Raw genomic sequence first — 20,157 nt, 5'->3', positions numbered from 1 at the left:
CGCCAATCCTCTGAACGAATACGAGGAGCCCGTTCATGAGGATCATCCGCCTGAAAGAAGTAATCGATTCGACTGGCCTGGCCCGGTCTACCATCTACAAGTACATTTCGGAAGGCACCTTCCCGAAGCCGGTCTCGCTGGGCGACCGCTGTGTCGGCTGGGTGGAAAGCGAGGTGCACGACTGGATCTTGGCACGGATCGAGGATCGTGATCTGGCTGAGGGAGCACGAGTGCGTGCCACCGGCCATCTGAGTGCGGCTAGCTAGAAATGATCTTCTGCGCCATGACTGGCTACGGCTGGTCATGGCGCTTATGCCAGCAGTCTGATTCTGGGCGGGTCGACGATCTTCAGAAAGTCGGAGCGATATTGCTCCCATCGTTCCGGCAGACGCTGGCTAGGCATTGATCCTCATGGCACTGGGTCTGGTTTTTTTCCGGAATACGGTTTCAGCAAATACTGACGCTGTGGCTTGGTGAGCGGGGTGGATTTTCCCGAGCCAGTCGGAGCGGTCAGTTGCGGTGTGGGTAATATGCTTTTACTAGCTATTACCACCCGAAGGGTTCAGGCCTAACCGAGTAGCAGCCTTCACTAACCTACACAGAGAGTCGGACACTGATCCACCACCTGAGAGGCCAACACTACAGCGTATCCAGAGGGACCAACCAACGGATCAGGCGAGGACAGGTAACGGTTAAAAAGTACACAGCAGGCACTGGTTATGAAACTCAACCAACGAGAGGTCATAACCATGCTCAACGATACCGAACCCACCCCACGCTACCCACTCCGTCACCCTGACAATACCAACCTCCATCTGCACTACGGGGATACCTTCGAGGGCTTTCCCATACAGAGCGAAGTAGGCCCCTTTATTCGGGAGTACCTGTCTGATCTCCAGCGCACTATCGACCTGGCATTGGCTGAGTATCCGAGGGTCTTGGCCTACAGGGTGGATCTCCGCCTGCCTCAGGGTGTCGAGCTACCCGACTACGCCTATACGAACCAGGTCATCAGCCGCTTCTTCGAATCGTTTACAAAGAAGATCCAGTACCACCAGGAGCGGGTGGCTGAGCGTGGCTGCTCGCGCGGTTGCAAAGTACGGTATGTCTGGTCGAGAGAGATCGGTCAGGCCGGCCGGCAACATTATCACTTGCTGATCCTATTGAACCGCGATGCCTACTATACCATCGGGCGTCTGGGGTCAGACCGGGTGAACATGATCAGCCGTATCGAGGAGTCCTGGGCAGGTGCGCTGGGGCTACCAGTCGACCTGATGACGGGGCTGGTGCACATCCCGAAGAATGCTGAGTACCTGATCGATCGAGTAAAGCGTCAAGGCAAGGGCGATGAGCTGGATGATCTGTTCTACCGGGCTAGCTACCTGTGTAAGAAAGCGACCAAGTCCTACGGGGATCGTCAGCGGGGATTCGGCACTAGCCGAGGGTAGTGGCTACCTACTGCGCAGTAGTGTCATGCCCATGGAATCCTGGCCGGCCGATGGTTTAGGCTCCGGCCAGGAATAGAATGCTGACGAGAGCGCTGCGGGATGACGGAAAATGGAGAGCGCTGCCGACGGCATTACCAGTCGGTATACGAACGGAATCAGTCAGAGCTCAGTAAGGGCCGTGCTCTTGATGAGAGCCTGCATCATTTCCTCGACCAGCGCCCGGCTGGTAAGAACCAGTCAGCACTTGAGCGTGCACAAGGCCTGGTAACGGCCTCGTTTTGGCTTGATGCGGATGCGGTTGCTCAATCCGAGCTCGCTAGCCTGGCACTCAGCCGGGTGCTGCATTTCGATAATGCAGTCAGCATCGAGCTGCTATTGCACTTTGCCAGCCATAACCCGGAAACCCTCAGATGGGTGATTCGCTACTCGAAGCTGTTTGAGCGTGCCCAGTCGCCCCTCTGGCTTGCCCTGCGTGCGGCGCTCACAGGAGATGACTGGCAAGTATTCTTCGGTGTCTGTGATCGATTGCTTGATCAGCTCAAGCCCTTTGATGAACTGATTGCCAGTGCCGAAAAACAGCTTGAGCATTTATCGCTGCTGGAGCTGTTTTCCTACCTCAGTGTTCTGGCCTATGAGGCCTTTGCGGAAGATGTGCCCGCTGATCGCTCCGGTCAGCAGTGGAAGGTCTACAACCGCATTATTCTGAACAAGCTCCGTGCTTGCTCGGAAGACGATTTCCGCCTGAGCGAATCACGACTCGGACAATCGCTGAAACGGCACCTGTCACCGATTATCTTTCCCGGATCCAGCAATTCTGACGTGGTGAAATGTCGTCAAAATCTTGAGTCTTTAGCCCTTTTGATCGGGGCCACCCAAGAGCGGATCGACTACGAAGATTTCATCGACTGGTTCTGCTTCGACCCTGAATGCCGTTACCAGCTAGAACCGGGTGTCGAAGGAGCGGCAAACACCGTTGTGGGATGGACCTTAATGCTCTGCAAGGAGGGGTTCGGAATATCTTCCCAATTTCGTACCGTTCAACCGAAGATTTCGTCCAGATCCACTTCCTGTTCTTCCCCTATCGAAAGATCCAGCGTGTTCTCGATGTGATTCAGGTGCTCTATCACGAGCCTGACCGCCTCCTCAGTTTCGCCTGACTTGATAGCGTTCACGATCTCAAGATGCTCATGGTTTGGGCATGCCGGCACATTGGGCGCGTCGTACAACAGGATGATCAGACAGGTCAGCGAAGACAGCTCTCGCATAAGTTTCAAAAGTGGGGGACTGCCGACCATTTCTGCGATCCGTAGGTGGAACTCTCCAGACAAGCGAATAACCGCGCGCTTGTCATTGTTTTCCCGAGCAGCGCGCTCTAGGGCCACATGGTCATAGAGTTGAGTGATCTGGTTTTCACCCGCGTGCGCTACGAGTGTCCGAATTAGCGCCGGCTCCAGAATCCTGCGTGCGTTAAATATATGCCGAGCTTCCTCTACAGACGGACTGGCTACGAACGCGCCACGGTTGGGAATCGTGGTGACAACACCTTCATGTGCGAGCCGGGCGAGCACTTCGCGAATGCGGGTGCGGTTGACCTCAAATACGCTGGCAAGCTTCTCCTCCACAAGCTTGGTACCAGGGATGAGCCGGTGTTCCATCACCGCATTCAGGATGCGTTCATAAATGGTGTCGCGTTTCTCGGCTGTTCCAAGAATCTGGCCAGTAGTGCCGGCTTTGCGAGGACGTGCTGTGGGTGAGTCGTCGATGAGCATGGGTGCCGTCTGCATGGTTTGTTACCAAAGAATTGGCGATTGTCACAGAATTACCTGGGATTGTTCAAATGTGCACCTCGAATGACCACGAATCATGGGGGCGCACCGAGAGTGAGCAAGAGCTCGGCCAGGGTTGGTTGGTGCTTGACTGGCTGTTGGCTTACCCCATTGCACATCGTGAAGTTCCTGATTTCGGGGCCTGTAAGACTATTGTCATTGACGTTCAAACCGGGAACGAGGTTTTGTCACACCGATGGCACATGGATTGCTATGTGATTGTCACAATTTCAAATTGTTTAGCAACAATCTTGGGGCCGCATGTCAGCTATCGATTCTCTCACTGCCCAAGCCATAGACAGCCATTCTAGAGCGGGGGAGGTGAGCCATAAGTTTATTGGCATCACGTCTTCGTATTTGAGAAGGGCTTACTCAATCACCTCCAACAAAAAATCCCATCCTATGAATACGAAAATAATGCGGTTCCTTCTGAGGCCCGCTGCGCAGGCGCTGGCAGTCGTTTCGCTACTTGGTGGGGCTGTTGCTCCGAATGCATTTGCCCAGAATGCGAGCGCCATCCTGGTGGTTGCAGGCCCTCGCACGCCTGAGTCGCTCGATCAGGAATATCCGCCGACCGAAGCCACCCACGAAGCCAAGCGCAACATCTACGAGCGCCTGCTGGCCTACGACACCAAGGTCGTCGACGGTGTGCAGGTGGAAAACTTCGACAAGCTGGTGGGGGCGCTGGCTGAAAGCTGGACGGTGGCAGACGACAAAACCTCGATCACCTTTCATTTGCGCAGTGGCGTCAAGAGCGCAGCGGGCAACACCCTGTCCGCCGACGATGTGATGTGGTCGTTCGAAAGGGGCTGGAACAAGAACGCGAATTTCCGCTGGTACATGAGCCAGATCCTCGGCATCAAATCCTTTGAAGAAGCGTTCAAGAAGCAGGATGAAATGACCGTCACGGTCACCTTGCCCAAGACCTCTCCGCTGATCGAGCGAATCTGGGTCAACAATGACCTCGGCATTCTGGACGCCACTGCTGCCCGCAAGAACGTCACCAGTGACGACCCTTACGCATCCAGTTGGCTGGCCACTCACTCGGCCTCGTTCGCGCCCTATCAGGTGACGAAATTCCAGTCAGGCCAGGAGGTGGTGTACGAAGCCAACCCGAATTATTACCGGGGCGTGCCGCGTCTTTCGAAAATCATATTCCGCGAAATGCCGACATCGGCCAACCGCCTGGCAGCACTGCAAGCTGGGGCCGTGGATGTAGCCGAATGGCTTTCGCCACGTGAGCTGGCGATGCTGGAGAAGAATCCTCAGCTGAAGATTTGGCAGGTGTTTGGCAACTACATTCACCGCGTTGAAATGAACAACACCACACCTCCGTTCGATAACCCCAAGGTTCGCCAGGCGTTGAATTATCTGGTGCCGCGCGAAGATATTCTGAAGGCGGTGTATTACGGCAAGGCACGGGCAACCAAGAGCCCGATCTCTGAAATCTATCCGTCCTATACCGATGAATATTTCACGTACACCCAGGATGTGGAGAAGGCCAAGGCACTGTTGAAAGAGGCGGGCCAGGAATCGGGCTTCAAAACCCAGCTTGGCTACCGTACCGGTGATCAGATCGAGGAAGAGATTGCCGTCATCCTCAAGACCGCGTTCGCCCGCGCCAACGTTGACGTGGAACTGGTGAAGTTGCCCGCCTCGACGCTGGTGGAGAAGTACTCCAAGGGCACGATCCCCATGTATTTCTTCCGCGACATGGCCATTGTCCCCGATGCGGCTTATGTGGCGAATCTCTGGCTTAACAGCGCCTCACTTATCAACTACCCGAAATTCAACAATGCCGAAGTCGACAAGCTGATCAACGACGCGTTGTCGAGCACGGACGAGGCGGCGAGGGATGCTGGCATGAAGCGCGTCCAGCAAATTGTTGTGGACGAGGCGCCTTGGGTGTTTTTGATGAATCCAGGCTACCAACTGGCCACCCGCGCCAATGTCGCTGGTTTCAGTTGGTACACGCCCAACAGCAACAGTTGGTACGACCTCTACAAGAAATAAGTAGAGCCAGCAGCGGGGTGGTGCTTTGCCCCGCTAGCTGCGCAAGACTACTTGCAAGGAAACCAGTATGAGACTTAGCAATTCATTGCGGTCGCTGCCTCGCCCACTACGTATCGTACTGGCCAGGCTGACTATTCTTGTTCCGCAGATGTTTGGCGTGCTGCTTGCCACGTTTCTGCTGATTCGTTTACTGCCTGGTGACCCGGCCCTGCTGATGCTAGGCAATATGGCCACGCCCGAGCAGATTCTGAGCCTGCGCGAGCGGCTGGGCCTCAACGGCAGCATCTGGTCGCAGTTCACGAGCTACCTTTCAACGGTCGTTCACGGTGACCTGGGAACGTCGATGTTCACCTCCAACCCTGTGGCCGTTGATTTGCTCGACCGGGTGCCGGCAACGCTCGAGCTGATTACCTACGCAATGATTCTGACGATCATGGTGAGCGTGGTGCTTGCGGTTGTTGCAGTGACCAAGCCCAACGGAATGATCAATCGGTTCAGCAAGGTCTACGGCCTGGCGGCGGGCGCGGTGCCTGACTTCTGGGTGGGTCTGCTGCTCATCTACTTTCTGTTCAATGTCGCCGGCATTGCTCCCGCACCGTTCGGCAGGCTGGACCCGATACTCACTGCGCCGCCAGCCGTTACCGGGTTTCTGACCATAGACACGTTGCTTGCCGGTGATACCGCCGCATTCGCCTCGGCTGTCGGCCGCCTGTGGTTGCCGGTGCTTACGCTGACCATCGTCAACGCCGGCGCGTTGATGAAGATGACCCAGATTGTTTTCGCCGATAACTACCGCAGCGAGTTCATTCGTCATGCACGGGCGAGCGGTCTTTCTGAATGGCAGTTGGTTCGGATCGCGATGCGCAACAGCCTGCCACCGATCATCACCATGGTCGGTTTTCTCTTCGGTTTTCTGCTGGGCGCGGCGGTTCTGGTTGAAACGATTTTCGCCTGGGGCGGCCTCGGGCAGTACGCGGTATCCGCTGTCATGAACAGCGATTACCCCGCGTTACAGGGATTTGTGCTGGTCGCTGCCGCTTTCATTCTCATCGTTTACACCGTCGTAGATGTTCTGTACGGCATTGCTGATCCGAGGATTGAAGTATGAGACCGCTATCTGCACAGCGTAGCGTTGCCGGCAAGGCAACCTTGATCATCGGCCTGGTGCTGCTGGCTATTCAGTTTGTGGCGATCATCTTTGCGCCATGGATTGCCCCTTACTCGCCGGAAACCGCTGATCCGATAAATGCACTGCAAGAGCCATCGTTGATTCATTTTTTCGGCACCGATGTGTCCGGCATGGACATTTTTTCCCGTGTCATTTTCGCGACCCGAATCAACCTTCTGATCAGCGTGACCGCCGTGGCCATCGCCTTTGTCATTGGCGTTCCACTCGGGCTCGCCATTGGCTACTACAAAGGCTGGGGCAGCTCCCTGGCGATGCGTTTTTTTGACTTTATCCAGTCATTTCCTGTGTTTGTGCTGGGCATGGTGCTGGTGTCCGTCATGGGCCAGGAAATATGGAACGTTGCCATTGTGCTGGCCGTACTTTTCACACCGGTCTTCGCCCGGCTGATCCGGGCTGAAGTCTTGTCGCTGCGTGATCGTCCGTTTATTGCCGCGGCCAGATGCAGTGGTGCCGCGGACAGCGCAATCATGTTCCAGCACATCCTGCCAAATGCGTTGACGCCTGCCATCGTGCAGATATCCATCAGCATCGGCATGGCCATTCTGCTGACGGCGGGCCTGTCCTTCGTCGGTGCCGGCGTGCGCATGCCTACTCCGGAATGGGGTCTGATGGTCAGCAACGGCGCGCAGCAAATGATCCTGGGTATCTGGTGGGTCGCGCTGTTTCCAGGGCTCGCCATCGTTTTTTCAGTACTGACGTTTGCGCTTCTCGGAGACGCGGCCAAGCAACTGTTCGACCCGCAGACAAGGAGCTCCTCATGACAAACACCAACGAACCCTTACTTGAGGTACGCAACATCAGCGTCGGGTTTTCGGACCGATCAATGCCGCCTGCCTTACAGGAAGTGAGTTTCTCGCTGAAGAAGGGGGAGATTCTCGGCATTGTTGGTGAGACAGGTGCAGGAAAGTCGCTTCTTGCGCGCGCCATTATCGACATGCTGCCAGGCGACGGATGCATTGTTGACGGCGAGATACGGGTCAACGGGCACGCGATTTCCACGATGACACCGCAGCAAAGACGCGGCTATCGAGGCGGCGAGGTTGCGCTGATCGGAACCAACGCTAAATCGTTGCTGGACCCGGTAGTGAAGGTGGGCGAGCAAATCGCCAGAGTTCTTCGGGCCCATCGAGGGATCAACAAAAAAGACGCATGGCAGGAGTCAATTCGCCTGTTTGAGCAAGTCGGAATTGTGAATCCTGAGAAAAGAGCGCACGCCTACCCGCATGAGCTTTCCGGTGGTATGGCGCAGCGGGTGGTAATCGCCATGGCGTTGATCGCACAACCGAAAATTCTGCTCGCCGATGATGCGACCCTGGGGCTTGATGCAACGATCCAACTGCAGGTGCTGGACCTGCTAGTGAAAAAAGGGCGTGAGCTTGGGCTGGCGGTTGTTCTGATTACCCATGACCTCGGCATGGTGGCCAGCTACTGCGATCGGGTCGGCATCATGAAATCCGGGCGTTTGATGGAGCTCACCACCATCCGCTCTTTTCTTAACGATGGTCCTCAGCATCCCTATAGCCGGGAGTTGCTGGAGGCAGCCCGTGTACGTCCGTTGCCGATGGATGGCCAGCCGGCACAACCCGGCGCCGAGGCTGCACCGCTGCTAGAGGTCACGAACCTGGTGAAGTTGTTCCATGTGGAGGGCTCCACTGAGCCGGTTCGCGCGGTAGACCATGTGTCGCTGACCATCCGCAAAGGGGAGACCTTGGCCCTGGTTGGGGAAAGCGGATCCGGCAAAACCACGACCGGCCAATGCCTGGTTCGTTTACTGCAATCGGACTCGGGCTCGATCCGGTTCGATGGCCAGGAAACACTGACCCTCTCTGATAAGCAGTTCAGAAACGTGCGCCGGCGGATGCAGATGGTGTTCCAGGAGCCTTATGTGGCGCTTAACCCCAGGTGGCGGGTGCGCGATCTCGTTGCCGAGCCTCTCAAGTTGGGCGCACCGCTGACCCGCGCGGCCAAACAGGCGCGGGTTTTGGAGTTGCTCGATCTGGTTGGCATATCCAGGGCCAAGGCAGATGTTTACCCCCATGAGCTGACGGCCGGCGAGCAGAAGCGCGTAGGCGTGGCCAGGGCCTTGGCGGTCAATCCTGATTTTGTGATTTTCGATGAGCCGACAACGGCACTCGACATTCGGGTTCGAGCGCAGATCATCGACCTTGTGCGGGATTTGCAAAAGCGTATGGGGCTGTCGGCGCTGTTCATTACCCATGATTTGAACTCAGTCCGGTCATTGGCGCATTACGTTGCCGTGATGCGCCACGGCAAGATCATCGAGCAAGGCCCGACGGAGGAGATTTTTGCCAATCCGAAGGAGGCCTATACCCGCAAGCTGCTCGAGGCCGAACTGCCTATCGAGGTCCGAGAAGAGGCGCCAATGCGCGCCCCACAGGCGGAGCTGCGCGCATGAGTTTCGATCAATCGATAAGCAAACCGGTATTGGTCACCGGAGCGGCAGGGTTGGTAGGTCGCCAGGTGGTGCGTCGTCTGGTCGAGCAGGGCCGACCGGTGCTGGCACTGGATCGGCTCGCCTCGGTCACCCAGGAGGGGGTCAAGATCACAGCGTGCGACCTTGGCGATATCCATCGCCTGCATGCCATCGCTCTGGATGGAATCGATTCCATCATTCATTGCGGTGCGTTTTCCGGGCCAATGGTGGCGCGTGATGCGCCGTATTCGATGGTGCAAGTGAACATTGTCGGTACCGCCAACGTACTTGAGTTGGCGCGTGTTCACGCTGTTCGGCGCTTTGTGTATTGCTCCTCGACCAGTGCTTATGGGGTGGTCGAGTCGGGTCCCGTTTACGAAGACGTTTTACTCAAGCCAGGCAGCCTCTACGGTGCCAGCAAGGTTTCTTCCGAGTACATCACCACGGCCTACGCCGAACAGTATGGGCTGTCTGCGGCGAGTGTTCGACTGTCCTGGGTCTACGGCCCGGGGAGAACCACTGACTGTGTGATTCGTAAGATGATTGAAGATGCCTTGGCCAGGCGCGCCACCCGAATGTCTTTCGGAGCGGACTTCCCCAGGCAATTCATTCACGTTGAAGACGCCGTTCAGGGCTTGCTTTGTGCGCTGGATGCCCCCGTGCTGCCACGCACCACCTACAACGTCACCGGCGACACCCGTGTAACGCTTGAAGAGATCGCGCAGGTCGTGCGCACTATCTTTCCCGGTGCCGATATCGTCCTTGAGCCGGGCGCGGATCCTGTCGATGAATTCCAGCAGAAATTCAGTATTGATGCGGCGCGCCGTGACCTGGGTTACGTGCCAAAAATATCCCTTGATGACGGCATTCAAGCGTACGCGCGCTGGCTGGAATCGACTCACCTTCCTCATAGTTTCGAGGTGCAGAAAGCATGAGTGATCTTCAACGAGATTTTGTCGGCTATGGCCGTAATCCTCCTGATCCTAAATGGCCCGGGGGCGCCCGACTCGCACTGAATTTCGTCATGAACTATGAGGAAGGCTCGGAGCCGTCCATTCAGGACGGCGAGGACAGTAGCGAAACGTGGTTCACCGAAAGCAGCGGCCTCAATACCGGTGTAAAGGGCCGGGATCTGGCCGCTGAAGGGCTATTCGAATATGGCAGCCGAGTGGGTTTCTGGCGGGTGATGCGCCTGTTCCAGGAGCGTTCCCTGCCAGCGACCATCTATGGCTGCGCGCTCGCCCTGGAGCGTAATCCGGATGCCTGTGAAGCCATCCGCGAATCGGGCTTCGATGTGTGCTCCCACGGCTGGCGGTGGATCCAGCACTACCAGCTCAGCGAGGAACAGGAGCGCGAGCACATCCGTAAAGCGGTGGAATCCCTTGAGCGTACAACGGGCGTTCGGCCCCAGGGTTGGTATTGCCGCTACTCCCCGAGCGTCAACACCCGTCGGCTGCTGGTCGAGGAGGGCGGGTTCACCTACGACTCGGATTACTACGGGGACGAGTTACCGTTCTGGACCCAGGTAAGCGGCAAACCCCACCTGATCATCCCGTATTCGTTAACCAACAACGACGGACAGTTCGCCGCTGGCGTCAGTACCGGAAGCCAATGGTTCAGCTTCCTCAAAGATGCGTTCGACATGCTCTACAAGGAAGGAGAAACCCAACCCAAGATGATGTCGGTCGGTCTGCACCTGCGCTTGGTGGGGCATCCGGCCCGGGCAGCTGCATTGGAGCGATTCCTCGATTACGTTTTGAGTTTCCCTGACGTATGGATCACTCGACGCATCGATATTGCCAACCACTGGCAGAGCGTCCATCCCGCTGGAACACTGGGAGTCGGTCATGAGTAACGTGTTTGATCTTTCGGGCCGCAAGGCTGTTATCACCGGCGCAAGCAGGGGAATCGGTGCGGCGATTGCGCAATTGTTTCTGGAGCATGGTGCAGAAGTTGCCATTTGCCATGTGGCAGATCATCAGAATGCCGAGGCGTTCCAGAATCGCGTGCGCTCGCGAGGCCTTGAACTACACGCCAGCGAATGCGACGTCTCTGATCCGGCGGCGGTAAACCGTTTCTGCACCTGGGCGCAGGAGCGTTTGGGGCAGGTCGACATCGTGGTCAATTCGGCCGGTGTGGGTGGCGGCGACCGTCCATTTGCCAAGACCGATGATCAGGATTGGGATCGTATCATCGGGATAAATCTGCGCGGGACGATGCTGGTCACTCACGCCTTTTTCGCCGGGATGCTCGAACGCCAGTATGGCCGCGTCATCAACGTTGCTTCACAACTGGCATACAAGGGCGCGCCAGGGCTGGCGCATTATTGTGCGGCGAAGGCCGGGGTGGTGGGGTTTACCCGAGCACTGGCTTATGAGGGTGCGCCACACAATGTGATGGTCAACGCGATTGCGCCGGGGCCGGTCGATACCGACTTGTTGCGCAATCACAGCGCGCAATGGCTTGAGGCCAAGAAAGCACAGTTGCCGGTGGGGCGCTTCGGCCAGGTAGATGAAATCGCACCTACCGCTTTGCTCCTGGCTTCGAGCGCTGGCGCATTTTATGCCGGGCAAACACTGTCCCCCAATGGCGGCGATGTAATGCTCTGACTACGTAATGCGCGCGCGAGGCATGGCATTCGAGCGACGCAATGTGAACCCGTGATTCCAGATACCACCCGTAGGTTCGAACGCTTCGAGCACCCGGGCGTGGCTTGCTACGCCCGGAATAACGGTGGCTGGCTCCTGCTTGAAAGAGGTTGATATGCAAATTCTGGACACTGTTATCCGTAATGCCCGCGTGGTTACAGCCGCTGACATTTTTACCTGCGACATCGGCATTCGTGATGGACAAATTGTTTCACTGGCGACTGACTTGCCCACTGGATTGAAAGAGATTGACGCGGCGGGGCGGCACGTTACGCCGGGGGGCGTCGATAGCCATGTGCACCTGGATCAGCCGACCGGCGACGGTTCTGTCATGGCGGACGACTTCTACAGTGGCACCGTATCTGCCGCCTGCGGTGGCACTACCACGGTCATTCCCTTTGCCTGCCAGCAGAAAGGCGAGAGTTTGCGTGCCGCTGTCGAGGACTACCATCGGCGAGTTGGCGACAAGCCGGTGATCGATTACGCATTCCACCTTATCGTGACTGACCCCACGCCTGATGTGCTGCAACGGGAGTTGCCCGCTCTGATTGCCGAGGGCTATACCTCGTTCAAGATCTACATGACCTACGACGCGTTGAAGCTCGGTGACCGGGAAATTCTCGAGACGCTGTCGGTGGCACGTCGGGAAGGAGCCATGGTGATGTTGCATGCCGAGAACAGCGATTGCATCGCCTGGCTTACCGAGCGCCTGCTGGCTGCAGGCCTGGACGCGCCCCGTTATCACGCCACGTCCCGGCCCATGCTGGTTGAGCGTGAGGCCACGCATCGAGCGATTGCATTGGCCGAGTTGGTGGATGTGCCAATTCTGATCGTCCATGTGTCTGGTCGTGACGCAGTCGAGCAGATTCGCTGGGCGCAGAGCAAAGGCCTGAAGGTCTACGCCGAGACCTGTCCTCAGTATCTGTTCCTGACGGCGGCTTCGCTCGGATGCGACGACAGCTTTGAAGGCGCGAAATGCATCTGCAGCCCACCACCGCGCGATCCTGCCAACCAGCAGGTCATCTGGGACGGCCTGGAAAATGGTTCATTCGAGGTGTTTTCATCGGACCATGCGCCGTTCCGGTACGAAGGCCACGACGGTAAAAAAGCCCATGGTGAAAGCCCGACGTTTGAACAAGTCGCCAATGGTATTCCTGGGATCGAAACGCGAATGGCGCTTCTCTGGTCCGAAGGTGTTCGCAAAGGCCGGATTACCCCGCAGAGTTTCGTCGCACTCACATCCACCAATGCCGCAAAAATGTATGGTTTGTACCCACGCAAAGGCAGCGTCGCAATTGGCGCCGATGCTGACCTGGTCATCTGGAACGAAGGTGAGCCAGTACGCATTACCAACGACATGCTGCACCACAATGTGGATTACACCCCCTATGAAGGTATGCAGTTGAGTGCATGGCCGGCCATAACGCTGGCACGAGGAGAGGTCGTTTGGGACGGCGAACCAAGAGGCGCCGCGGGCCGCGGGAAGTTTTTACCGTGCCAGAAGCCTGCTCCCGCTCAAACTCGTCGTCGCCCGCATGAACTGCCGCTATGAACGGCGCGACCCAGGTAGCGGCGGCATTGGTCCGCGCATGGCGACAGCGGCGTAATGTGCCATATGACGGGCTTGGTTTGCTGACTGAAGCCGATGCTTACCAGGTTCAGGAACTTGTCGCCGCCGAGCTTGGCTGGTTCGGTGACTCGTCGGAGACTGCGTGGAAGCTTGGCGGCAGCCCTGGAAGGCTGGTCAGCACTGCGCGCGTGCCGAGCCACTCCATTCATTTATCGGGTTGGGCGGTCCCTGAGGGCTATTGCAGCCGTTTCGGCATCGAAGGTGAGCTGATCGTGCGACTTGGGCGAGATGTCGATGGCGATTCCGATCATGCAGCAGCCTATGAAGCGATTGATGCATGGCATGTCGGGATCGAGCTGTGTGATACCCGCTTTCAACAGGGAGAGCAGGCGCATCCCTTGCTTCGCCTGGCTGATCAGCAACTCAACCGCGCATTGGTGCTGGGCGAAGCGACTCAGCCTCCGGCAAACTGGTCGCAGCAGGCAGTCGAGGTCTGGGTGGATGGGCGGCTGCAGATAGTTGATGTTGGAAGCCATCCCTTCACTGATCCACTGGCCTCGCTGCCGTGGTTGGCGAGGCATGCTGCATCGCAGAACCGGCCCTTGAGGGCTGGTGATCTGATCGCCACAGGAAGCTGGACAGGCCTTTTTTGGGCCCCGCCAGTCGCAAATGTGAAAATTAAATTTCCAGAATTAGGAGAGGTATTGCTCTCAACAGGACCCGCTTAGAGGCGACTTGAAGCTGCCACCCGCCCTGAGAGCGTTGAAACATGGCGTTTATGGAATGCGAGGAGTTATGGCGAACCGCGCAATCTGATGGCGATGCTGCGCGAGAGGTTCTGAAGGTAAAGGGTAAGCCAGCCTCTGGTTTCCGACAGTTCAATTCTGTCGGCGTGGGAAAAAACGCCCCGACAAAACCCTAAAACAGGGACTCAGATAGCTGAGTCTTTGCAGGAAATGGCCGATTAGTCGGTGCGCATCAAGCCGAATTTTCTGGAATCAACGATAACGCCCCGGGCAGCTACTTCGTTCGTAGCTGAAGCTCTCAATCTGATGCTTGGCGGACGGCTTCCAGATTTACCTCATCAGGGCCTAGCACATAGGCCGCGTAATATCCGGCGTGGTAATGGGACCTGATTCCTGGCGCTCCGTTGTCTTGACCCCCAGCGACCAGCCCGGCCGCATGGAACGCGTCGACTGCCTCATGACTCTGGGCGATCAAAGTTATATGCGCCCCGATGCTAGGGGAGGTGGTGGCATGCACCCAGAGAAATGGCTTGCCAGAAGAGCCGAAGCCCAATCTCCGAGAAGCTGATTGCGGAGGGGTGGCTTCTATGCTCGCGAGGAGTGTAATCCCCAGCGGCTTCAGCGCTTGTTCGTAGAAGGCGCGAGCATGTGAAATGTCCGAAACACCAATACCCAGATGATCGATTAACGAACCAGAAAATTCATCCATCAGAGTGTCCTAAGGAAGTTGAAGTTAGGTAGGTCAAGCTCACATTGGCCGCGGGCGCCGCATTGGTCCGTCTCCCAAGGTCGCCAGAAGCAACGTCGCCGGCCAGCGTGAGGACAATGCCGCCATAGCAAAGGTCGCGGCCGATCCAGCAAATGAACTTGTTCGGTGCCAAGAATGTATGTGTACGCAGCGGCACCTAGAGCATGGCCTATCTGCTGATCCCTTTGCGTCAGTCCTTACACGCTACCGGGGTTCCGCCTGGAGGCTCTACGTATACCCGCACCGGCAACACGACACCACGGCGACGGTCCAGCATCCGCACTAGCACTACACCGATGCAGCTTCCTTAGAAATCCACCTAAGGGGCGGCGTTAACCGGAGCGAATGGTTGGTGGCCTGCTCAGGTCTGAGAGGCGCCGCCGTCCGCGAACAGTTCGGCGCCGTTGACGTAGCTCGACGCATCGCTCACCAGGAAGAGCACGGCGGCCCCAATCTCGTCTGCTTGGCCGATGCGGCCCAGGGTTCTCTGTTCGTCATAAGGCTGCGAGGCTTGGTCAAACACTGCCAGAAATTCAGCATTGCCCGATGAACAGGGGAAAAAAGAAAATACTCCTGTTCCAGTATGGGCAGCCTTGCGACTGCCCATACTGATTATGCCGCTTACCGAGGTGCTCCTCGTGAAGATTTCAGCAACCGATTGACGATCCAGCATGCCAGCACCACGGCAATCAGCAGTGGTGGAAAGCGCACCATCAGAAGTACCAGCAGCAGAAGGGTCAGGCAGCCCGCGAGGATGCCGGCGAACATGAACACGGCGGCAAAGATCCGTAGTAGCTTCATGCAGCCTCCTTACAGGTAGCCCTGTTCCGCCAGCGATACGCAGCCCTCGTGGCCCACCACGATATGGTCCAGGGTTCGTGCCCCGACCAGGTTCAGGGCCTCCTGCAGTTTGTGAGTCAGGGTGAGATCTGATTGGCTGGGTTCCGGATCACCGGAAGGGTAGTTGTGGACCAGCACGGTTGCCGCGGCGTTGTGCTCCAGGGCAGCCTTGACGACTTCCCGGGGATAGACGCTGGCGCTGTCCAGGGTGCCCCGGAACAGTTCGTGAAAGACGATCACCCGATGCCGGCTGTCGAGCAGAAGCAGGGCGAAGACTTCATGCTCGTAATCGCCCAGCAGCGCCTGCAGGTGGCTGAACACTTCCTTCGGTGAGGTCAGTGCGCGCCCTCGGCGCAGACGCAGATTCGCCAACTGCCGGGCCATCAGCAGGATGTCGGTTTCGGTGACCGGCGACTCGACCAGGTAGGTGCCGGTCGATTCACTGGCCTTCAGCTTGTGCAGGCGCATGCTGGGCTCCTTGATGGTGATCGGTCGGTGGGATATGGCGTTGGGCTTGCGCGTCCAGCTTCTCGGCCAGGCTGGTTTTCGCCGAGCGTTGGGGAGTGGTGGTGGCTGAAGATGAGGTTTCTTCGGCGGGGTAGAACTCCTCGGCGACGGCACCAGCATCTTCCTCGCTGTCCTCGAAAGCCCCGTTGCCAAAGCCACGCTGCGCCGCTTCATCCAAGGCGGCCTGATCGAATCCTGCTGCTTGCCGCTGTGCATTGAGCTCTTTGGCGGCCTGCAGCGCCTCCGTCATCTCCATACCGCCGCGTACCGTCAGGTCGACGTAGAAGATCGGCGTCCCGTGGCTTTGCCGGGTGGACTTTCCGCGTAGTCGCAACTCCAGCGGCAGGCACGCCAGGCGATTGCCCGAGATGGCCTGGAAGTAATGCAGCCGGGCGGCGAGGGTGCGGATGCTGTTGAAACCGGTGGTACGGAACGCGAAGCTACCCAGCGGATCGTCATCACCAATGACCACGTTCAGCCGGCCGTAGGGCCTGCAGGCATTACCTTTGGCCAGCGGGCAGGCATCCGGCGAAGGGCAGGGCAGCGACTGCATGCCGTCCTGAGTGACGCGCTTGCAGGTCTCGCCATTGCCCACGCATAGCGGGCGTCCGGACTGGCGGTCGAACAAGGTGTAGTCGGCGCGAAAATTCAGCTCCGGTTCGTTGAACAGCAGGCGTACCGGAATGCTGCGCAGCTTGTCGTCCTTGCCCTGGCGCAGCTCGTCATTGAGCGGGTGCAGCAGCCAGCCGTCCTTACCCTGCACCTGTGACGTGATAGTGAATTGGTCATCCTTCTCCGGCAGGCGTTTGCCGTTCTTCTCGATGACCTTGCCGATGGAAATCCGCCCGAGTACAGGCGGGGTAATAGCCAGACCTTTGAGCATGGTGAGTCTCCTGAAAATGAAAAAAGGCCAGCCACGCAGCGCGAACTGCATGGACTGCCAAGGGGATGGAGGGGATGGAAGAGTTCGGTTTCAGCCGACCAAGAAGCGCCGTGCACCTGGTTTCAGCAGTGGGTACTTGGCTTGCAGGTAGGGCTTGTCCTTGAGCAACTGCGTGACATCGAGGCCGATACTGTCCTTGGCCTTGCGCCAGCTGACATAGCCGCTGGAGAACTCCGCCCGACTTGCATCGCCCATGGCCTGCTGCAGCATCTGCTTGAGCTCAGACTCGCGTTTTTCCTTGTCGGCAATCGACTGACGCACAGCTTTCAGCTCGATGTAAGCCGCTGATAGACCAGCATGCTGGCTGAAGTCGATGACCTGGCCGTTGTCCTCCGGGTAGAGGCTGCGCAGCGCTGAATCAGCCGAAGCCGTGCCATCGGCCGGTGGCGGCGTATCAGTTTCCACGTAGTGCCAGAACTGCCGCTCCAGCTCGATCAGACGAGCGATCATCTGCTCGTCTCGTTCGATGCGGTGGATCTCCAGTGTCTGACCACCCAGCAGCACCGCCACATCTGCCGCCTGCTTGCCGGTGACCGCGAGCTGGTGCATCACCTGCAGCTGCACATACTCCGGCACGCCCTCTTTCCAGAGGCGTGCCCCGTTTATGCCGGCTGTCTTGCATTCGAGGATCTGCACATCGTCGGCCCCGATAATCTCACGGTCGATGTTGGCCAGCATCCAGGGCAACTCCGGATCAGGATGCTGCAGCACAGCGTTTATGCGCCGTACCTTGTTCTTCGTGCGCTTGCTGTAATGCCAGGCCACGATGGGCTCCAGCACGTTGCCCCAGTACATCGGGCTTTCCTCATCCAGAGGATCAGCCTTGGGCATACCGGCATCGCGGCCTGTCTTCTCCATCCAGAGTTCCAGCTGCGATTTATAGGGGTTGAGACCCACGGCAGCGGCCGCATCAGAGCTGCCGATGCCTTGCTTGCGGATCTGCAGCCAGTCCTCGCGTGGCAGTTCCTTGGTGCTTACCAAGCGCAGAGCCGGACGAGGCTTGCTGATGTTGCGATTCAATGAAGTGGCTTTCATAGCATTCACCTTGCAGAAATAGAAACGCCCGACCTGCAACGAAGCGGGTCGGGCGTTATGGGGTGGGGTTGGTAAAAGGTCAGGCAACCAGTTGCAGGGCTGTATCCAAGGCGCGTTGCTTGATCTGGGCGCCTTGGCCGAACCATGCAGAGTCGAGGCGATACTCCGTGCTGCGTGCCCGGCGCTCGTGATCGACGTACTCGGTCACGGCATTGAGCAAGCCCCAGGCGGTGCCGCGTGCCGAGTCCAGCTGGCTACCGCGACCACGGCCTTCATAAAGCTCCTGTATCTTTCGCAGAGCGCGTTCGTTGGGCAGTTGCTCCGGCAGAGCGCCGGTCGGGCTGGTCTCGCATAGCACATTCATAAGGAACCCCAGTGCCTCATGCCACTGGACCTTGCGCTCGGCCAGCGTGCGCATGCGGTACATAAAGTCGTCCCATTGCGAGACGGCGATACCGAGTTGCTTCTTCACGGCCTTGGGATCGAAGCGAGTGTTGTGCGGCACCTTGATCGCCCGACTGGTGCCGTCCAGGGCTATGGTCAGGGTGTTGTTGCACACCACGCGCACGGTGGTCGGCGTGGCGGTGGTGGCCAGGGTGCCGTCGCAGGACGTCGCCAGCAGTAGATAGCCATTCACCTGGTCGTTGCCCTTGAGCGCCACGCCTTGCCCGGTACGCGCCAGCGCCCAGAACTTGCGACCGCCCTTGAGTATGCCAGCCGTTTCCAACTCGTAGCCAGAAACCTCGGTGAGGTCACGATAAAATTCGAGCACCTCTCGGGGCTGCACCGTGTGATAGCGCTGCGAGACCACCGACAGCGGTGCCTTGGTGTCTGAGCGGTAGAGGACCTTCTGTTCAGGGAAGGAGTGGATGGCACCCAGGTGGCCGACGGCATCCGACTTGAAATGCACAGGGCTTTCCAAGATTTGCCAGTTCATACCGGCTTCGCGCTGCCAGACTTCAATGGATTGTTTGCGCGGCAGATTGTTGCCCATGCCGTGCCAGGGAGTAGTTCCAACATAAGCCATTTGTTCGATTTGATGAGCCATGGGAGATATTCCTTTGAGCAATAGCCGGCATAAAGCGCTGTGCATTCTGTACCAGGTGGCGCCGATCTCGAGCAACCTGATTTTGTCCTATGTGGCTGAGCACCTGCTGGAACTTCCACGGTCGTTTTGAGTGCCGAAACCCAAACTGTGCCTCATTAACCCGGCCTACCTGGCTCGCGCTTCGAGCCTGTTTGGCTTCACTCAAGGAACTCGTCCCTATGACTTCGACCATCATTCGAACTGCACTGTTTGTCCCGGCCACACGACTGGACTGCGTGAGCAAAGCCATCGCTACCGGGGCGGATGTGGTAATCGTCGATCTGGAAGACGCCGTGGCGCAAACGCAGAAGACAGAAGCTCGACTTAATCTTCAAGCGTTTCTGGAAGCAAATTTGGATGTTCAGGTTTTGGTGCGCATAAACGCTTCAGGTCACCCAGAGCACACAGCGCAGCTGGAAATGTGCCAACGCCTGTCAAACGTCAAGGGAATAATGCTGGCGAAGGCAGAAACTGCCGACCAAGTACGCCTGGTTGCCAGTTCTGGAAAACCGGTGTGGCCGTTGCTAGAAAGTGCGCTGGGTCTGGCTAATATCCAGGCCATAGCCGCTGTGCCGAATGTCGAACGATTGACTTATGGCGCTCTGGATCTTGGCCTGGATTTAGGCATGGCCAATGGTACTGAAGCCGCTGAGCGGCTCATCGACCAGGTGCGTTATGCCGTGATTTTGCATTCGAAATTAGCAGGGCTGGCAGCGCCACTGGACAGCGTATACCCGAACTTTCAAGACCAGGAGGGATTCTCCCGACGCGTTGCGGATATCCGTGACATGGGCTTTGGCGGTTTGTTGTGCATCCATCCCCAGCAGGTTTCGGTGGTGCATGAGACCCTGATTCCGACTGTGGAAGAACTGGATTGGGCCAAACGCGTGCTGTCGGCCAGTGCATTGGGCGAAGGCGTATTTGTCATGGATGGAAACATGGTGGATGCCCCTGTTATAGCTCGCGCCAAATGCGTGATGCAGCGGGCCGGTAATAGCAACTAAGTATTTTATTCCTCCGGTATGTACTGCATCAGCCGAGGCGTCGCTCGATATCAGCGTCCGGTCGGCGCATGGATTCATCCCGATAAATAACTACAAAAGCAAAACGGTATGAGTGTGGA

The 20,157-nt window shown here is 57.7% G+C and carries 21 protein-coding genes and 1 pseudogene; 14 read left to right on the top strand and 8 right to left on the bottom strand.

The annotated features are described in order from the left end of the window. Positions 1-35: 35 nt before the first annotated feature. The 3 genes from AACG97_RS16135 (at position 36) to AACG97_RS16125 (ending at position 2,558) form a co-directional block, all read left to right on the top strand. On the top strand, positions 36-266 hold the full coding sequence (locus AACG97_RS16135; protein ID WP_086976073.1) for a helix-turn-helix transcriptional regulator: 231 nt from the start codon (positions 36-38) through the stop codon (positions 264-266). Positions 267-749: 483 nt separating this feature from the next. Continuing rightward, positions 750-1,448 carry an inovirus Gp2 family protein gene (locus AACG97_RS16130; RefSeq protein WP_197885616.1) on the top strand — a complete coding sequence of 233 codons (699 nt, stop codon included), beginning with the start codon at positions 750-752 and terminating at the stop codon, positions 1,446-1,448. 99 nt (positions 1,449-1,547) lie between these two features. Beyond that, on the top strand, positions 1,548-2,558 hold the full coding sequence (locus AACG97_RS16125) for a hypothetical protein (RefSeq protein ID WP_225786237.1): 1,011 nt from the start codon (positions 1,548-1,550) through the stop codon (positions 2,556-2,558). Here the strand turns inward: AACG97_RS16125 and AACG97_RS16120 are convergent. After that, on the bottom strand, positions 2,486-3,217 hold the full coding sequence (locus AACG97_RS16120; RefSeq protein WP_225786236.1) for a GntR family transcriptional regulator: 732 nt from the start codon (positions 3,215-3,217) through the stop codon (positions 2,486-2,488). The genes AACG97_RS16125 and AACG97_RS16120 overlap by 73 nt on opposite strands. Positions 3,218-3,691: 474 nt before the next feature. Between AACG97_RS16120 and AACG97_RS16115 the strand changes: the two genes are divergently transcribed. The 9 genes from AACG97_RS16115 to AACG97_RS16075 all read left to right on the top strand — a co-directional run bounded on the left by AACG97_RS16115 (position 3,692) and on the right by AACG97_RS16075 (position 13,856). Further along, the gene (locus AACG97_RS16115; RefSeq protein ID WP_019751968.1) at positions 3,692-5,287 is read left to right on the top strand and encodes an ABC transporter substrate-binding protein; all 1,596 of its coding nucleotides are present in this window, start codon (positions 3,692-3,694) and stop codon (positions 5,285-5,287) included. A 67-nt stretch (positions 5,288-5,354) separates the two neighbouring features. Then, entirely contained in the window at positions 5,355-6,395 is a 1,041-nt protein-coding gene (locus tag AACG97_RS16110) for an ABC transporter permease (RefSeq protein WP_017736610.1), read from the top strand. Then, the gene (locus tag AACG97_RS16105) at positions 6,392-7,237 is read left to right on the top strand and encodes an ABC transporter permease (RefSeq protein ID WP_086976071.1); all 846 of its coding nucleotides are present in this window, start codon (positions 6,392-6,394) and stop codon (positions 7,235-7,237) included. Before AACG97_RS16110 ends, AACG97_RS16105 begins: the two co-directional genes overlap by 4 nt. Then, a complete protein-coding gene (locus AACG97_RS16100) occupies positions 7,234-8,892 on the top strand; it encodes an ATP-binding cassette domain-containing protein (protein WP_197885602.1) in 1,659 nt (552 codons plus the stop codon). Before AACG97_RS16105 ends, AACG97_RS16100 begins: the two co-directional genes overlap by 4 nt. Beyond that, entirely contained in the window at positions 8,889-9,845 is a 957-nt protein-coding gene (locus tag AACG97_RS16095; RefSeq protein WP_197885603.1) for an NAD-dependent epimerase/dehydratase family protein, read from the top strand. Before AACG97_RS16100 ends, AACG97_RS16095 begins: the two co-directional genes overlap by 4 nt. Then, the gene (locus AACG97_RS16090; protein ID WP_176393844.1) at positions 9,842-10,765 is read left to right on the top strand and encodes an allantoinase PuuE; all 924 of its coding nucleotides are present in this window, start codon (positions 9,842-9,844) and stop codon (positions 10,763-10,765) included. The genes AACG97_RS16095 and AACG97_RS16090 overlap by 4 nt, the downstream gene beginning before the upstream one ends. Beyond that, entirely contained in the window at positions 10,758-11,519 is a 762-nt protein-coding gene (locus AACG97_RS16085; protein ID WP_019751962.1) for an SDR family NAD(P)-dependent oxidoreductase, read from the top strand. The genes AACG97_RS16090 and AACG97_RS16085 overlap by 8 nt, the downstream gene beginning before the upstream one ends. Before the next feature lie 154 nt (positions 11,520-11,673). Beyond that, positions 11,674-13,110, top strand: coding sequence for a dihydropyrimidinase (hydA, locus tag AACG97_RS16080; RefSeq protein ID WP_086976062.1), 1,437 nt, complete (start codon positions 11,674-11,676; stop codon positions 13,108-13,110). Then, the gene (locus AACG97_RS16075; protein WP_071535535.1) at positions 13,107-13,856 is read left to right on the top strand and encodes a fumarylacetoacetate hydrolase family protein; all 750 of its coding nucleotides are present in this window, start codon (positions 13,107-13,109) and stop codon (positions 13,854-13,856) included. The genes hydA and AACG97_RS16075 overlap by 4 nt, the downstream gene beginning before the upstream one ends. 316 nt (positions 13,857-14,172) lie before the next feature. Here the strand turns inward: AACG97_RS16075 and AACG97_RS16070 are convergent, their stop codons facing one another. The 7 genes from AACG97_RS16070 to AACG97_RS16040 form a co-directional block, all read right to left on the bottom strand. After that, positions 14,173-14,583, bottom strand: coding sequence for a VOC family protein (locus AACG97_RS16070; RefSeq protein WP_060709358.1), 411 nt, complete (start codon positions 14,581-14,583; stop codon positions 14,173-14,175). 400 nt (positions 14,584-14,983) lie between these two features. Then, the gene (locus AACG97_RS16065; protein WP_171949058.1) at positions 14,984-15,295 is read right to left on the bottom strand and encodes an SDR family oxidoreductase; all 312 of its coding nucleotides are present in this window, start codon (positions 15,293-15,295) and stop codon (positions 14,984-14,986) included. Continuing rightward, positions 15,244-15,423 (bottom strand): hypothetical protein, encoded by a 180-nt coding sequence (locus AACG97_RS16060; RefSeq protein ID WP_197885604.1) that lies wholly within the window; start codon positions 15,421-15,423, stop codon positions 15,244-15,246. The genes AACG97_RS16065 and AACG97_RS16060 overlap by 52 nt, the downstream gene beginning before the upstream one ends. A 9-nt stretch (positions 15,424-15,432) precedes the next feature. After that, a complete protein-coding gene (radC, locus tag AACG97_RS16055; RefSeq protein WP_024947379.1) occupies positions 15,433-15,930 on the bottom strand; it encodes a RadC family protein in 498 nt (165 codons plus the stop codon). Then, positions 15,902-16,852: a recombination directionality factor gene (locus tag AACG97_RS16050; RefSeq protein ID WP_024947378.1), complete on the bottom strand. Its 951-nt coding sequence runs from the start codon at positions 16,850-16,852 to the stop codon at positions 15,902-15,904. Before AACG97_RS16050 ends, radC begins: the two co-directional genes overlap by 29 nt. Before the next feature lie 90 nt (positions 16,853-16,942). Next, a complete protein-coding gene (locus AACG97_RS16045; protein ID WP_024947377.1) occupies positions 16,943-17,947 on the bottom strand; it encodes a YqaJ viral recombinase family nuclease in 1,005 nt (334 codons plus the stop codon). 79 nt (positions 17,948-18,026) lie between these two features. Next, a complete protein-coding gene (locus AACG97_RS16040) occupies positions 18,027-18,995 on the bottom strand; it encodes a DUF932 domain-containing protein (RefSeq protein ID WP_086976060.1) in 969 nt (322 codons plus the stop codon). A gap of 46 nt (positions 18,996-19,041) precedes the next feature. Between AACG97_RS16040 and AACG97_RS16035 the strand changes: the two are divergent. Together AACG97_RS16035 and AACG97_RS16030 are read left to right on the top strand one after the other, a co-directional pair. Next, positions 19,042-19,125 (top strand): annotated as a pseudogene (locus AACG97_RS16035) (hypothetical protein); the annotation flags it as partial. 88 nt (positions 19,126-19,213) lie between these two features. Continuing rightward, positions 19,214-20,038 carry an HpcH/HpaI aldolase/citrate lyase family protein gene (locus AACG97_RS16030; protein WP_046482474.1) on the top strand — a complete coding sequence of 275 codons (825 nt, stop codon included), beginning with the start codon at positions 19,214-19,216 and terminating at the stop codon, positions 20,036-20,038. Positions 20,039-20,157: the final 119 nt, after the last annotated feature.

It is taken from the genome of Pseudomonas sp. Nvir, assembly GCF_963778085.1.
Classification (GTDB): Bacteria; Pseudomonadota; Gammaproteobacteria; order Pseudomonadales; family Pseudomonadaceae; genus Aquipseudomonas; species Aquipseudomonas juntendi.
This window is presented reverse-complemented; position numbering and strand designations above follow the sequence as displayed.